The organism is Mycobacterium sp. G7A2 (assembly GCF_041902445.1).
Taxonomy (GTDB): domain Bacteria; phylum Actinomycetota; class Actinomycetes; order Mycobacteriales; family Mycobacteriaceae; genus Mycobacterium.
On sequence record NZ_CP169251.1, the window covers coordinates 4,264,784 to 4,280,031 of the forward strand.

Below are 15,248 nucleotides of genomic sequence, written 5' to 3' on the forward strand. Positions count from 1 at the left end.
GCCGGAGGTCACCTCTCCGGTGGGCGGTGGCGGTCGAGGAAGGCCAGCACGGCATCGGCGAACAGGTCGTTGCGGTCCCCCGCCACCATGTGTCCTGCTCCTTCCACGTCGACGAACTCGACCTGCGGAAACCGGACCAGGAAGTCGTCGGCGCGATCTCGGCTGACGAGGTCGCTGACCTGCCCGCGCACCAGCAGCATCGGCACCGCGTCGGCCAGGATCGCCGCGACCGCGCGGTGCAGGCGGTCGGTGTCCTCCACCTCGCGCGGCGGATGCGCCGCCGTACCGTCGATGAACCGTGGATCCCAATGCCAATACCAGCGACCGCCCCGTCGGCGCAGGTTGTTTCGCAGGCCGTCGAGGTCGGTCGGCCGCGGCCGGTGGGGGTTGAACTCGGCGATCATGTCGGCCACCTCGCCGAGGGACCCGAAACCGTCGACCATCTTGTCGGCCATGAACGCATGGATCCGTTCCGCGCCCGAGGGATCCATGTCGGGCACGATGTCGACCAGCACCACGGCCGAGGCGATTCCGCGGCAGAGTTCACCGGCCAACAGCATCGAGGTCAGCCCGCCGAGGGAGGCGCCGACCAGGACGGGATGCGGCGGCAACTGCTCGAGGATCTCCCGGACGTCGGCGGCGAAACTGGCCACCCGATAGTCACCGTCGGCGGCCCAGTCGGACTCGCCGTGTCCGCGCAGGTCGACGGTGACCGCCTGCCATCCGCGTTCGGCCACCGCGCCGGCCGCCCGGCCCCAGGACCGCCGGGTCTGTCCTCCCCCGTGCAGGAACACCACCGCCCGGGCGGCCGGGTCGCCGTGCCGGTCGGCGGCGATGCGCACACCCTTGTGCCCGTGGGTCGTGAACGGCACGTGCGGCGACGGTGGAGACCCCATCTGTCGATGGTATGAACCCGGCCGCACCCGATGATCGGGTGGGCCATACTGCGAGGCGTGAACGGACTTCGCGGCAAGGGTGTGCTCGTGACCGGCGCAGCCTCGGGTATCGGCGCAGCCACCGTGGCCCGGCTCGCCGCCGAGGGCGCCGACGTCGTCGGTGTCGATGTGGCCGGTGAGGCGCCGCCGCACCTCGCTGAAGGACGCTACCGGCGCGGCGATGTCCTCGACGCCGCCACCGTCGAGGACGCGGTGCGCGCGGTGGTCGACGCCGCCGGTCGCCTCGACGCCGTGGTCCATTCGGCCGGGGTGGGCGGAGGCGGACCGATGCACCTGCTGGGCGACGACGAGTGGGACCGGGTCGTCGACATCAACCTGAAGGGCACGTTCGTCGTGATGCGCGCGGCCCTCGCACAGATGCTGAACCAGAGCAGAGTCGACGGCGAGCGTGGCTCCATCGTCACGCTGGCCAGCGTCGAGGGACTCGAGGGCACCGCGGGCGGCAGCGCCTACAACGCCTCCAAGGGCGGCGTCGTGCTGCTGACGAAGAACGCCGCGATCGACTACGGCCCCAGCGGAATCCGGGTCAACGCCATCTGCCCCGGCTTCATCGAGACGCCACTGTTCGAATCGGTCATGGGTCTGCCAGGGATGGACGGGCCACGCGAGGGCCTCCGACACGAACACAAGCTGCGGCGGTTCGGCCGACCCGAGGAGGTGGCGGCGTTAGCGGCATTCCTGGTGTCGGGGGACGCGAGTTTCGTCAGCGGCCAGGCGATCGCGGTCGACGGCGGTTACACGGCCGGACGCGACCACCAGGTCACCGAACTCCTGGGGTTGGGCGAACAGTGATCACCACAGCACCGCGACAGCGGCCGCGGCCAACGTCAACACCCCCACGGCGGCGAACACTCCGCGCGGCACCGCCTCGCCGGTGCGCCGCTGTTTGGCGTTGCCCATGCCCAGCAGTCCGCCGATGACCACCAGGATCACCAGCTTCACCCCGATCTTCGGATAGTTCAGCTCGATTCCGGCCGGCCACGGGGCTGCCAGCGCGAGCCCGGTGACCAACGACACGAGCAAGCCGTAGTCCATCACCCTGGTGGTGCGGAATCTGCCCGCCGCGGCTTCGGCGACCCAAGCGCCGAAGGTGATCGCGAAACCGACGATGTGCAACAGGACAACTACAGACCGTAGTACCTCCATGGCGTGAGCGTACCGCAGCACCGTGGCACGAACGGCTCATCGCACTACTTCGGTCACGGTGCGGTCGGGCTGTGGCGCGGCCGTCGCAGATCACCCCGTCGGCGGGCGAGGTGATCCGCAGATGCGTGGTGGCCCAACGCAGCGAAGCCGCGTCGCCCAGCAAACCCACTCGAGCGTGGAGCCCGCGGTGTCACCCGGATCACAACGACGGCGTCGGCGCCCCTCCAGAGGCGCAGTTCATGCGCTTCTGTCGCCAAAATCACACCTGGAAAGTTGATTTACGCAGAATTAACAAGGACGATCTTGGCGTTCCTCCATTGGGTGATCCTCAACTGGAGGGCGCCAGACAGCAAACATGTTTCCGCTATCCGGAAACCAGCACAGGAGTGAATAGACATGTCCTTCGGTCAGTTTCGCGCAGACGTGAAGCGTGCCGTGAACCGGCGACGGCTCTACGCGCGGATCTACGCCCTGCCGGAATCCACGGTTCGCGACGAGCTGCTCGCGATCGCACAGCGCCACGAGGACCTTCATCGCTGACGTGGCGATCCCACACACCGAAGCCGGTGGCCCCTACGGGCTGCCGGCTTCACCGCTTTCGGGGCAGCACTGCCCTCGGGGCCGCACTGGACCTTCGGTCGGCGCCGTCGTCCGGTCGGCGCGGTCGTCCGGTCGGCGCGGTCGTCCGGTCGGCGCGGTCGTCCGGTCGGCGCTGTCGTCCGGTCGGCGCTGTTCGTTCTTCAGTCAGCCAGAGCCGTCACGCGCACGGCACTGGCGGGTCCCGCCACGCGTCCGAAGAATCGGTCGACATCGGCCGCGGTGAAGCACGACGTGCCCGGCGTCAGCAGTTTTGCGGCCGACGCGGCGATGCCGTACCGCACCGCCTCGGTCAGTGACCATCCCCGGCTCAGGGCCACGGTGATGCCGGCGACCATCGCATCGCCGGCGCCCACGCCGCTGACCACCTGCACCGGAAGCGCCGGGAACCGGTGACTGTCGTCGTCGGTCACCAGCAGTGCTCCGTCCGGACCCAGTGACACGACCACCGCCTGGGCGAGGCCGCGGTGAACGAGTTCCCGCGCGGCGGCCACCTGATCGCCTTCGGTCGACAGCGCCCGCCCCATACACTCGCGTAGCTCGCGCACACTGGGCTTGAGCAGATGCACCCCGGACGTGACGTGGCTGAGCCCGCCGCCGGAGGTGTCCAGGATCAACCGACAGCCCGACCCGGCGCAGACGTCGGCGACACGGGCATAGAAGTCGGGGGCAACCCCGGGCGGCAGACTGCCACTGGCCACGATGTACTGCGCCGTGGCGGCGGTCGCGCGCAGCACGTCCAGGCAACGCTTCTGCTCGTCGGCGGTCAGCCGGGGCCCCGGCAGCACGAACCGGTACTGCTTGCCGGTGCTGCGCTCGTTGACCGTGAAGCTCTCCCGTGTCGACCCGGCAACGGGCACAGGGATGTTGGGCACACCGGCCTCGTCGACCAGATCGATCAGGCGTGAGCCGGTCAATCCGCCTGCCGAGAACACCGCCGCCACCGAACCGCCCAGTGCGTGCACGAAGCGCGCGACGTTGACCCCGCCCCCACCCGCGTCGTAGCGCTCGTCGCCGCAACGGATCTTGCTGGTGTGGCGCACCTCCTCGGCGTCGGCGGTGACGTCCAGAGCCGGGTTCATCGTCAGCGTGACGATCGACGCGCGGACGGTCAGCGGAGACCGGCTCATGAGACCTCGTTTCCTTTGCTCACGTGCGTCACAGACCGGTCGGATAGGTCTCGGAGGTTTCCCCGGCGCTCCACACGCTGCCGGCTTCCAGCGGCTCCAGCGCCGTCGTCCGGTCCAGATGGATGAGCGCGTCGAACTGCTCGCCCGGACGAACGTGGTAGTAGTGGCTCTGCCGTTCGGTGTCGGGGAGGTAGATGACCCCGATCGCGCGGCCCAGCCGCACCACGTCGAGCGGTTCGGCGGCGGCGCGGCTGAGCATGGGCGAGATGAGGAACTCCGACCGCTCGACCTCGTGGAACAGCTCCTCGACGCTGCCGTTGAGCGCGGGACGCACGATTTTTCGTTCGGCGATCCCGCCCCACCGGCTGGCGGCAGTCACCGTGCCCGTATAGGTCGTGAAACCGATCAGCCGGACCGCCGAACCGTGGTGCTCACGGGCGAGTTGACCCAGTGTGAGCTGGCCGTCGGCCCCCACCTCGGTCGCTCGAGCGTCTCCGACGTGGGAGTTGTGCGCCCACACAACAATTCGTGCCGGCGGGGCATCCTGATGACGGTCGAGGTGGGCCAGCAGCGCGTCGAGGGTCTGGGCCATATGGCGGTCGCGCAGATTCCAGGACGTGACGCGGGCGCCGAACATCGCGCGGTAGTAGCCCTCGGCATTGCGCACGGTCTGGGCGTTCTGCTGGGCATAGAACAACTCGTCTTCGGCGAGCAGGCCGTCTCGGCGGGCATATTCCACAGCGTTGCGTTGGAGCTCGACCAATTGCTCGATCGCTTCTCGCTCGCAGGACAGGCCCGCACCGAACGCTGCGGCGTAGCCGTAGGTCTGACCGTCGTCGGCGCTGGTGTGATCGAAGCACGCGTAGCGTTGTCTGGCCCGCGCCGCCGCGACCGGGTCCATGGTGTCCAGATAGTCGATCACCTCACGCATCGACCGGTGCAGGCTGTAGAGGTCGAGTCCGTAGAAACCCGTCTGGCGTCGGCCCTCCCCTCGCTGCCGGGAGTTGTGCGCGTGCAGCCAGTCCACGAAGTCGCGCACCACCGTGTTTCGCCACATCCATGCCGGAAAGCGCTCGAACCCGCGCAACGCCTCCTCGGGCGAGGCGTCGTGTCCGAGGCCCCGCACGTAGCGGTTGACCCGATAGGCGTCCGGCCAGTCGGCCTCGGCGGCCACCGCGCAGAAATCCTTCTCCTCGATCAGCCACTTCGTGATCTCCGCCCGTGCCCGGTAGAACTCGGCTGTGCCATGCGAACTCTCGCCGATCAGCACGACGCGCGCGTCACCGATGATCTCCTCGAGCGCTTCGGCAGGTGGCACTCCGGCGGGCGCGTCGACGGCGCACCGCTCGACAACCTCGGCGGGTGTCTCGGCGATGCGGATCCTCGCGGTCGCGATGCCCACCGTCGGCGTGGCCAGCAGCTGGCGCACCTCGTCGTCACTGACCTGGGTGAAATCCCAGAACGACTCCCCCACCGCGAGGAACGGGGTGGGCATCGACGCACACACGACATCGTCGACCAGGCCGGCGAATTCGCGGCATGTCGACTCCGGCGCGGCGGGTACTGCCACGACGATCTCGGCGGGCGACATGTCGCGCAGCGCCTGGACCGCCGCGAACATGCTGGCGCCGGTGGCGAGCCCGTCGTCGACCAGGATCACCGTGCGGCCGGCCAACTCCAACGGTGCGCGCCCGCCGCGGTAAGCCGCTTCGCGACGCTGCAGTTCGCGACCCTCGCGTTCGGCCGCCTCGCGCAACTGTTGGGGCGTCACACGCAAAGCCCGTACCACGTCGTCGTTGACGACGACCCGGCCGCCGCTGGCCAGCGCACCGACCGCGAACTCCTCATGCCCGGGCGCACCGAGTTTGCGCACGATGAAGGCGTCCAGCGGGGCGCCGAGTGACGCGGCCACCTCCCAGGCCACCGGCACGCCGCCGCGGGCCAGCCCGAGAACGATGACGCCCTCCCGCCCGCGGTAGGCGCCGAGCAGGCCGGCGAGCACCCGTCCTGCTTCCCGTCGATTCCGGTAGATCTGCCGTTTCGGGGTGTGGGATGCCCGTCTCGCTGTGGTCATCGAGGTACTCCGTTCACCGGTGGACGCGGCGCCTTGCTCTCCTCATCGCACTACACCGGGGCCGACGCCGGTAGGGACCGAGGTCCCTACCCGTGGCGGCACAGGTCAGACCGTGCTGGTCGCCCGATTCGGTTCCGAGCCGAACGCGAACCGCCTCCCGGTGACACTCAGCGGCTTGATCCGCACGAAATGCGGCTTGTCCGTCGACGTCCACGGCAGCAGCTGCGCGCGTTCGGCCTCGGCGATGTCCTCGTCGCTGCGCAGCGAGCGCGCCACACCCTTGACGATGACGCTCCAGCCGGTGACGACGGTGTGGTCGTCCACCTCGAACAGCACGTGGTTGTTGATCGCGGTACTGATCAGCTTGGTGCCCTCGGCAGTACGGAACAGGATGCTGCGGCCCTGCACGGCGAAGTTGACCGGGAAGATCTCGGGTTGCCCGTCGACACTGGTGACGAGTCGGCCCAGGCTCACTCCGGCCATGTGATTCCAGCATTCGGTCTCCGACATGATGGAGATCGGGTGAACGTCATCGGTCATGAGCTGACGATAACCCGCCGGCCACGTGACCCGATGTGGCACAAAGTCACTTTCTGCGCCGTCACTTTCTGCGCCGTCACCCTTCACGGTCATTTCCTGCAGGGCATCAGGGCGGTGGGGCCGCTCCGCTGAAGGACACCGCGGCGCCCGCGTCGAGCACCTGGATCTCGCCGCGGCATTCCACGGTCACCGGTGCGGCGTCACCGGGCTCGGCGCGCAGGGTGGCGCCGCGTCCGGCCACCTGCAGCCGCAGCCGGTGTCCGCGATAGCGGAAGGTGAACTCCAGCGGACCAAGGGATTTGGGCCACAGCGGACCGATGACGATGCGGTCGGATCGGATCTCCAGGCCGGTGAAGCATCGCTGCAGCAGGTCGATGCTGCCGGCCATCGCGGCGAGGTGGATGCCTTCCGCCGTTGTGCCGCGCTGGATGTCGACGATGTCGGATGCCAGCGCCTGCGCGAAGTACTCCATGGCCTGGTGGCGGTTGCCTCGGGCCATCACCCAGGCATGCACGACGTTGCTCAGTGTCGAGCCGTGCGAGGTTCGCCGGTGGTAGTAGTCGATGGTTCTCGGGATCTGCTCGGGGGTGAATCGATACCCCAGACGGTCGAACAGTTCGTAGAGTTCGTCAGCCGAGAGCAGGTAGAACAGCATCAGCACGTCGGCCTGTTTGGCCGCCTTGTACCTGTTGACGCTGTCGTCCTCCGCCTCCAGGATCCGGTCGAGCCGCTGCAGGTTGTCGTAGCGGGCACGGTAGCCGTCCCAGTCGAGTTCCTGGAGGTCGGCGTAGCCTTCGAACTGGCTGATCACACCGTCGTGGAACGGGACGTACATGCGGCGGCTGACGTCTTCCCACCGCACCAACTCTTCGTCGTCGACTCCCAGCGACTCCAGCAGCGCCAAGCGGTAGTACATCGGCATCCGGTCCAGCGCCTCGAGCGCCCGCACGATCACCCACACCGCCATCACATTGGTGTAGGCGTTGTTGTCGACGCCGTCGTAGTCGCGGCCGGGGTAGCCGGAATGGAACTCGTCGGGTCCGATGACGCCCTTGATCACATACCGGTCGCGGGCGGTGTCGAATTCGGCCAGGCTGACCCAGAACCGGGCGATGTCGGCGAGCATCTCGGCGCCGTAGTCGATCAGGAACCCGATGTCACCGGTGACCTGGTAGTGCTGCCAGACATTGAAGCCGATCGCGAGGCCGATGTGGTGGGCGCGGGCGCTCGCGTCGGGATTCCAGCGCCCTGACCGCGGATTCAGGTGCAGGCGTTGGCTTTCCTCGCGACCGTCGCTGCCCGACTGCCAGGGATACATGGCGCCGGCGTATCCCGCTTCTGCCGCCGCACGCCGCGCTTCCGGCAGCCGCCGGAAGCGGTACATCAACAGCGCGCGGGTCACCTTCGGCAGCCGCAGATTCGTCACCGGGAAGACGAACAACTCGTCCCAGAACACGTGGCCGCGGTAGGCCTCCCCGTGCAGCCCCCGGGCGGGCACCCCCACGTCGAGGTCTGCGGTGTGCGGGGACACCGTGTTGAGCAGGTGCAGCTGGTGCAGCCGGATGAGGCGCAACAGGTCGGGGTCGTGGCCCATGTCGATGCTGAACCGCTCCCACAGGTGCGCCCAGGCCAGCCGGTGTCCCCGTTCGATCTCGGCGAAGTCGCCGGTGCGGCGCAGCTCCCGTTCGGCGGCGACCGCCGGTCCCGAGATCGCGTGATCGCGGCTGGTGAACACCGCCGCGACCTTCTCCAGAGTCACCGCCCCACCCTGGCCGAGGTCGGCCACCACGTCATGGCCCGCCCGCCGGTCCTCGACGACCGGCGTGATCTGGGTGACCGGCGCGGTGGCACCGTGCACTGCGTGGCGAACCGTATGCCGCACCGCCACGGCGATCTGAATCGTGGACTCGACGGTCTCGGCAGCCAGCGCCACCGCGTCGTCCGACAGGGTGTGCACGTCGAGAATCCTCAGATGCCGAGACGCGAGCTGGCGGTAGCGTTCCACGCCGCTGTTGGTGACGTCACCGTCGACGGTCGAGCGCATCTCGACCCGGCCGGCCCAGTTCTGGGCCTGCAGAGTGGTTTCCAGCGCAGCCACGTGCGGTTGGTGCATGGCGACCAACCGCCGCTGTGTGACCAGGGTGGCGCGCCCCTGCGGATCACGCCACACGAATTCGCGGGTGAATGTCGCACGGCGCAGATCCACGGTGGCCCGATACGCCGAGATGTCGGCGCTGTCGATGTCGAACCAGGGTCCGCCGTCGATCCGGAACTGCACCGGCAGCCAGTTCGGCAGGTTGACCAGGCTTTCGTTGTCGATGGTGACACCGGCGATCTCATCGGTGAGCCGGTTGTAGACACCGGCGACGTAGGTGGCCGGATAGTGGAATTCGCCGGCGGCGCACTCGGGCGCCGCACCCCGTACCGCCATGTATCCGTTGCCCATCGTGCACAGCGCTTCACGCAGTCTCTCGTCATCGCGCTGATAACCACCGAAGATCAACGTCCACGGATCGTTGGTGCTGTCCTGCGCGCTGGCCAGCTGCTCGGCGAGACGGGTCAGGAAGCGGCACACCGCGTCGGGATCCTCGAGGGCGAACCGCGCCGCGGTCCGCCGGTCACCCGATTCGGCACTGCGCACGGCGATCCCGACACCTTTCTGCCGGATCGCGTCGAAGGCGTCCTCGTCGGTCAGGTCGTCGCCCAGGTAGATGGGCAACTGCAGATCGGCGCCGTCGATCTGAGCCAGGATCCAGTTCACGGTCCTGCCCTTGTCCCAATCGACGTCGGGTCGCAGTTCGACGACCTTGCGCCCTCCGGTGACCCGCAGGCCGTCACGTTGGCCGATGATGCGCACGGTGGCGATCACCTCGTCGACCCGGTCGTCGTCGACGTTGCGATAGTGCACCGCCACGGAGAACCGCTTGTCCTCGATCAGCACGCCGTCGATACCGTCCAGCCGCTCGTGCAGCGCCGCGACGGCGCTCTGCAGAAGATCGACGGCCTGGAGCCCGGCCTCGTTCTGGTGGTGGGCGCCGTCCGGGGACACCAGTTCGAAGCCGTGGCTGCCGGCGTACCACAGTCCGGGCACCCCGATGCGCTGCCGGATGTCGGCCAGGCTGCGGCCGCTCACCACGGCGACGGGACAGTGCGCAGCCAGCGCGGCCAGTGTGTCGCCCGCGCCGGGCAACAGCGTTGCGGCATTCGGATCGGCGACGATGTCGGACACCGTTCCGTCGAAGTCCAGCAGCACCACCGGCCTGCGCGTTTCGGCCAGCGGCGCGATGTCGGTGTAGGACTCGAGGGCGTCGGGCAGATCCGACACCCGTTGATGGCTGTCGCGCACCGTCAGCGCCACCAGATCACCGACCACGACGTCGGCGCCGCAGCGGCTCAGTTCGTCGGCATCGCCGTCGCGGTCCACTCCGATGACCAGACCGAAGCCACCGTCGCGTCCAGCGGTGACGCCCGCGGCGGTGTCGCCGATGACGACGCAGCGTCGCGGACTGACCGCCAGCCGGTCCGCGGCGTCGTGCAGGATGCGTTGCAGGGTGTCGGTCCGGATGGGCGCCCCGGCCGCCGTTTCCCGCGTGGCGGGTCCGTCCACGCGGACGGCGAACAGATCCGAGAGTCCGGCGGCGTCAAGGATGCGGGCGCAGTCGCACCGTGAGGCGAACACGGCCGTGGCGATGCCCGCTGCCTGCAGCTGGTGCACGAATTCGACCGTCGACTCGAACACGCGCACTCCGTCGGCGAGCATGTCCGCACACAACTGCGACGTCCGGTTCACCAGCGCCCACACGGTCCCCTCGGCGTGATCACCGGGCTGACCCGTCGGCAGAGAGATACCCTGTGTGACAAGGAAGTCGGTGACACCTGCAGCCTCCGAGCGGTGCCCCAGGTATTTGTGGTAGTCGGCGTCGGTGAACATCGCAGGCGGTGCGCCCTCGGCGACGGCCCTGCGCGCCAGGAAGTCGTTGAGCGTCGCCTTCCACGCTGCCGTGTGCAGCGCTGCGGTGTCCGCCACGACACCCTCGACATCGAAGATCACCGCGTCGTGATAGCGCGAGTCCACGAAGACCGGCAGCTTCATTGCTGTCCTCCTCTGCTTCCGCCGTCCAATACCACCGAGGCGGGCCGGAAAACGAAAGGGACAGAAGTCACTCGTACCCACCGGGCACCGAACAGGGACCTTGTGCCCTGGGCAACGGGGACCTTCGGCGGGCACGCTGTGGTCCTCTGACGGTACGCCGGACCCACGCCGAGGAACAGGGTGAAGCCATGGACATTCGAAGCAAAGACGCTTACGTCCGCGACATCTCGGCGCTGACGATCGACGACGCCGAAGAGGCCGGCGGCAAGGGTGCGAACATGGGTGAACTCGTCGCCGCCGGGCTCCCGGTGCCGCCCGGGTTCGTGTTGCTGCGGGACTGCTACCGGGACTCCATGAGCTCCGGTGGCGTGGCCGCCGACCTCAGTGCGTTGCACCGTGAGGCACTCGACACCGGATCGGACACCGGCCGGCTGAATCAGCTCTGCGAACAGATGCAGAGCCTGGTGCAGAAAGCCGGTGTCGACGACGCGGTTCGCGAGCTGGTTCTCGAGGCGTACCGCGAGCTCGGGGCATCCGCCGGCGGTGAGGTCGTCGTGGCGGTGCGCTCGTCGGCCACCGGTGAGGACGGTGCGGACGCGTCGTTCGCGGGGATGAACGCCACCATCACCAACGTGGCCGGCGAGGAAAATCTGCTCGAGGCCGTGAACCGCTGCTGGATGTCGCTGTTCAGCCCCAGGGTCATCACCTACCGCGCCACCCGTGGCTTCACCGCCGACCCCGCGATGGCGGTGGTCGTGCAGCAGATGGTGAACTCCGAGAAGGCCGGTGTCGCCTTCACCGCAGACCCGAGCACCGGTGCCCGCGACCGGGTGGTGATCGAGGGTGCCTACGGGCTGGGCGAGGTGGTGGTCTCCGGCGAGGTCGAGCCCGACACCTACATCGTCGCCAAAGAAACGCTCGCGCCGCTCGACATCCGTATCGGCCACAAGGCTTTCAAGATCGTCCGGGGTGGCGACGGGCACGACGCCAACGTCGACCTCGACGACGCCACCGCCGACTCGCGTGTTCTCGACGAGTCGGAACTGCGCGCGATCGCCGAGTTGGCCGTCGCGGCCGAGCGGCACAACGGCTGCCCGCAGGACACCGAGTGGGCGATCTCCGCGGGGCGCACCTACCTGGTCCAGGCCCGGCCCATCACGACGTTGGGCCACACCGCACCACCGGCCACCGAGGAGCACATCGTGCTGGCCCGGGGCCTGGCCGCAGCACCCGGCACGGCATCGGGCAAGGTGCGGGTGCTGCAATCGCCCGATGAGGGACATCGGTTGCAGGAAGGCGAGATCCTGGTCGCGCAGATGACCAACCCGGACTGGTTGCCCACCATTCGGCGGGCCGCGGCGCTGGTGACCGACACCGGCGGGATGACCTGTCACGCCGCCATCGTGGCCCGCGAACTGGGGGTCCCCTGTGTGGTGGGCGCCCGCACCGCCACCCGCGACCTGCACGACAGCACCGTGGTCACAGTGAACGGAGCACGCGGCGAGGTGGTCTCAGGAGTGGTCGAGGCGCCGACGGTTTCGGTGACCGCGCGCGGCCCGATGTCGGCGGACGGCGCCGCAGCGGCGCCGTCATCGCCGGCCACCGGCACCCGGGTGTACGTCAACCTGGCCATGCCCGAGACCGCTGAAACCGTTGCGGCACAGGATGTCGACGGCGTCGGTCTGCTCCGCGCGGAATTCATGCTGACCGAGGCGCTCGGCGGACGCCACCCGCGCGACCTCATCGCCCATGGCGAACAGGGCCAGCTCGTCGACAAGATGGTCGCCTCCGTCGGACGGATCGCCGCGGCCTTCGCGCCGCGGCCGGTGGTCTACCGGGCGACCGACTTCCGCAGCAACGAGTTCCGCGGCCTGGCCGGCGGCGAGGTGTACGAGCCTGTCGAACACAATCCGATGATCGGTTACCGCGGGTGCTACCGCTACGTCAAGGAACCCGACCTGTTCGCCCTCGAACTGGAGGCCCTGGCGCGGGTGCGCGAGCAGTCGCCGAACGTCACCTTGATGATCCCGTTCGTGCGCACCCGCTGGGAGTTGGAGGAATGTCTGTCGCTGGTCGACGCCAGCCCGTTGGGCCGGCAGCGGGGGCTGCACCGCTGGGTGATGGCTGAGGTCCCCTCCGTCGTGCACTGGCTGCCCGAGTACATCGGAATGGGTGTCGACGGGGTGTCCATCGGCAGCAATGACCTGACCCAGCTGGTGCTCGGCGTGGACCGCGACTCCGATGTGTGCGCCGAGTTGTTCGACGAGTCCGACGCCGCGGTGCTCGACGCCATCGGTCAGATCGTCGGCACCGCGCGCAGAATGGGGATCACGTCGTCGCTGTGTGGTCAGGCACCCTCGACCAATCCCGCGTTCGCCGAGCACCTGGTGCGGATGGGGATCACGTCGGTGTCGGTGAACCCGGACGCGGCGGGCACCACCCGGCGGGTCATCGCGGCCGCCGAACGCAGGGTGCTGCTCGAGTCCGTTCGCTGAGCGCGCTCGCCCGAGATTCCCGTAATGCCGTGTTTGCAGGTTCGTCAACGGGATACAGTGTGGCCAGGGAGGGTGCCCGCCGCTTGCCGACTCGCTCGTAGCTGTCGGCGCGTTCGCCTGCCCCGCTGCACAGGAGTTGAGCATGGCACCGGACACGACGTCGAGCGCGACGAAGCTCTCGGCCGGACACGGGATCCTCGTCGGCGTCGACGGCTCCGACGAGTCGCTGGCCGCGGTCGCGTGGGCGGCAGAAGAGGCGGTGCTGCGCGCCACGGCGATCACGCTGATGCACGTGATCTCGCCGATGGTGGTCACCTGGCCCATCCAGTCCCTGGAGTACGCCTACGCCGAGTGGCAGGACACCAATGCCCAGACGGTCATCGAGCGGGCACAGCAGGCACTGCACGCCGCCCTCGGTGACGCCGAACCGCCCCGTGTCCGCGCTCATATCAGCCACGACGGCATCGTGCCCGAACTGGCTGCGGCGTCGGCGGATTCGTCGCTCGTGGTGGTGGGCAACCGCGGGTTGGGCCCGATCGGCGGCGCGGTGCTGGGCTCGGTCAGCCGAAGCCTGCTGCAGCACGCGCACTGCCCGGTCGCGGTGATCAAGGCGGGTCCGGCCCGAGGCCGTGAGGACGGGGCGCGGCCAGTCCTGCTGGGTGTCGACGGGTCACCGGCGTCGGAGACGGCCACGGCGTTCGCGTTCGATGCGGCCTCCCGCCGCGGGGTACCGCTGGTCGCGTTGCACGCCTGGTGTGATCTCGGCGTCTTCGGCACACTGGGAGCCGACTGGGCAGCCCACGAGGACCAGGGCCACGAGCTTCTGGCCGAACGCCTGGCGGGCTGGCAGGAGACCTACCCCGACGTCGAGGTCCGTCGCCACCTGGTGTGCGACCGGCCCGCGCGCTGGCTCATCGACGAGTCGAAGAACGCGCAGTTGGTGGTCGTCGGGAGTCGTGGCCGGGGCGGTATCGCCGGCATGCTGCTGGGCTCGGTGTCCACCGCGGTGGTCGAGTTCTCACCGGCGCCGGTGGTGGTGGTCCGCGGCGCACCCGACTCGTAGTCGCCACCTCGACGACGCAGATCACCCAGACCTTCCGCTGGGGACCATTGGCCCTGGTCACCGACTGCTGCTCCGGGTCACACTGGTAGTGAGTCGAGGAGGTCGACATGGGTTTTGCCGTCGTGGACACCGAGGTCATCTCGGATGCCGTGGAGCTGGCGTGCCGCGCGCCGTCGCTGCACAACAGCCAGCCGTGGCGGTTCATCGTCGACGGTGTCGACGGCCAGGCCGTGCACCTGTTCCTCGATCCGGACCGCGCGCCCCGGCACACGGACACCACCGGACGGGAGGCGCTGATCAGCTGCGGGGCGGTACTCGACCACCTCCGCGTCGCGATGGCCGCCGCCGGATGGCGAGCCCATGTGGAGCGATTTCCCAACCCCAACAATCCCGAGCATCTGGCGTCGCTGAGCTTCAGCCCGATGGACTTCGTCACCGACGGTCACCGCCGTCGCGCCGAGGCGATCCGGCAGCGCCGCACCGATCGACTGCCGTTCGCGACACCGCCGGACTGGCAGTCGTTCCTGCAGCGGCTGACCGACACCGCGAACTCGGTGTGGGTGCGCGTCGATGTCATCGCCGACGAGTTCCGCCCGCAGCTGGCCGAGGCGTCGCGGATGACCGAGGAGCTTCGCCTCTACGATTCGCCCTATCACGCTGAGCTGGTCGGCTGGACGACCGATGTCGGTGTCAGCGAGGGCATTCCGGTGGCCGCGCTGATCTCGGCCGCCGAGAACGAACGCGTCGAACTCGGCCGGCAGGATTTCCCGAAGGTCTCTTCCGGTGACCGGCGAGTCGAGGTGGCCACCGACCACGCCAAGGTGTTGGTGTTGTCGACCTATGACGACAACCGCGAGGCGATGCTGCGCTGCGGCGAGGCGCTGTCCGCGACACTGCTGGACGCAACGATGGCCGGGATGGCGACCTGCACGCTGACCCACATCACCGAGGTGCCGGCGAGCCGGCAGATCGTGACGACGCTGGTGGACCGGCACGCCGCCCCGCAGGTGCTGATCCGGGTCGGGCTCGCCCCGGGTGTCGACGATCCCGGGCCGGCCACGCCACGGCGCCCGCTCGACGAAGTGCTCGAGTTCACCGCGTGAGCCCCGCTCAGGTCGAGATCCGCACAGCTCGAGACTCGCTCAGAGGCCTAC

10 protein-coding genes are annotated in these 15,248 nt (G+C 68.8%); 4 read left to right on the plus strand and 6 right to left on the minus strand.

Annotated elements, in window-relative coordinates:
* Positions 1–8: 8 nt before the first annotated feature.
* The gene (locus ACEWX3_RS20250) at positions 9–896 is read right to left on the minus strand and encodes an alpha/beta fold hydrolase (protein ID WP_374157482.1); all 888 of its coding nucleotides are present in this window, start codon (positions 894–896) and stop codon (positions 9–11) included.
* Between the two features lie 30 nt (positions 897–926).
* Here ACEWX3_RS20250 and ACEWX3_RS20255 point away from each other — a divergent pair, with 30 nt between their 5' ends.
* Positions 927–1,748 (plus strand): SDR family NAD(P)-dependent oxidoreductase, encoded by an 822-nt coding sequence (locus tag ACEWX3_RS20255; protein ID WP_374157483.1) that lies wholly within the window; start codon positions 927–929, stop codon positions 1,746–1,748.
* On the opposite strand, the gene ACEWX3_RS20260 is transcribed toward ACEWX3_RS20255, so the two are convergent.
* The 5 genes from ACEWX3_RS20260 to otsB all read right to left on the minus strand — a co-directional run bounded on the left by ACEWX3_RS20260 (position 1,749) and on the right by otsB (position 10,536).
* Positions 1,749–2,102: a Fe-S protein gene (locus ACEWX3_RS20260; protein ID WP_374157484.1), complete on the minus strand. Its 354-nt coding sequence runs from the start codon at positions 2,100–2,102 to the stop codon at positions 1,749–1,751.
* 740 nt (positions 2,103–2,842) lie between these two features.
* Positions 2,843–3,829: a 1-phosphofructokinase family hexose kinase gene (locus tag ACEWX3_RS20265; RefSeq protein WP_374157485.1), complete on the minus strand. Its 987-nt coding sequence runs from the start codon at positions 3,827–3,829 to the stop codon at positions 2,843–2,845.
* A gap of 28 nt (positions 3,830–3,857) precedes the next feature.
* Complete coding sequence (locus ACEWX3_RS20270) at positions 3,858–5,903, minus strand: erythromycin esterase family protein (protein ID WP_374157486.1); 2,046 nt, start codon at positions 5,901–5,903, stop codon at positions 3,858–3,860.
* Between the two features lie 105 nt (positions 5,904–6,008).
* Positions 6,009–6,443: a pyridoxamine 5'-phosphate oxidase family protein gene (locus ACEWX3_RS20275; RefSeq protein ID WP_374157487.1), complete on the minus strand. Its 435-nt coding sequence runs from the start codon at positions 6,441–6,443 to the stop codon at positions 6,009–6,011.
* A 106-nt stretch (positions 6,444–6,549) separates the two neighbouring features.
* A complete protein-coding gene (gene otsB, locus ACEWX3_RS20280) occupies positions 6,550–10,536 on the minus strand; it encodes a trehalose-phosphatase (protein ID WP_374157488.1) in 3,987 nt (1,328 codons plus the stop codon).
* Positions 10,537–10,724: 188 nt separating this feature from the next.
* On the opposite strand from otsB, the gene ppsA reads away from it, so the two are divergent.
* From ppsA to ACEWX3_RS20295, 3 genes are all read left to right on the plus strand, one after another.
* On the plus strand, positions 10,725–13,031 hold the full coding sequence (gene ppsA, locus ACEWX3_RS20285; RefSeq protein ID WP_374157489.1) for a phosphoenolpyruvate synthase: 2,307 nt from the start codon (positions 10,725–10,727) through the stop codon (positions 13,029–13,031).
* Positions 13,032–13,173: 142 nt separating this feature from the next.
* Positions 13,174–14,094, plus strand: coding sequence for a universal stress protein (locus tag ACEWX3_RS20290; RefSeq protein ID WP_221348676.1), 921 nt, complete (start codon positions 13,174–13,176; stop codon positions 14,092–14,094).
* Between the two features lie 107 nt (positions 14,095–14,201).
* Positions 14,202–15,197, plus strand: a complete 996-nt coding sequence (locus ACEWX3_RS20295; protein WP_374157490.1) for an NAD(P)H nitroreductase — start codon at positions 14,202–14,204, stop codon at positions 15,195–15,197.
* The last annotated feature ends 51 nt before the right edge of the window (positions 15,198–15,248 follow it).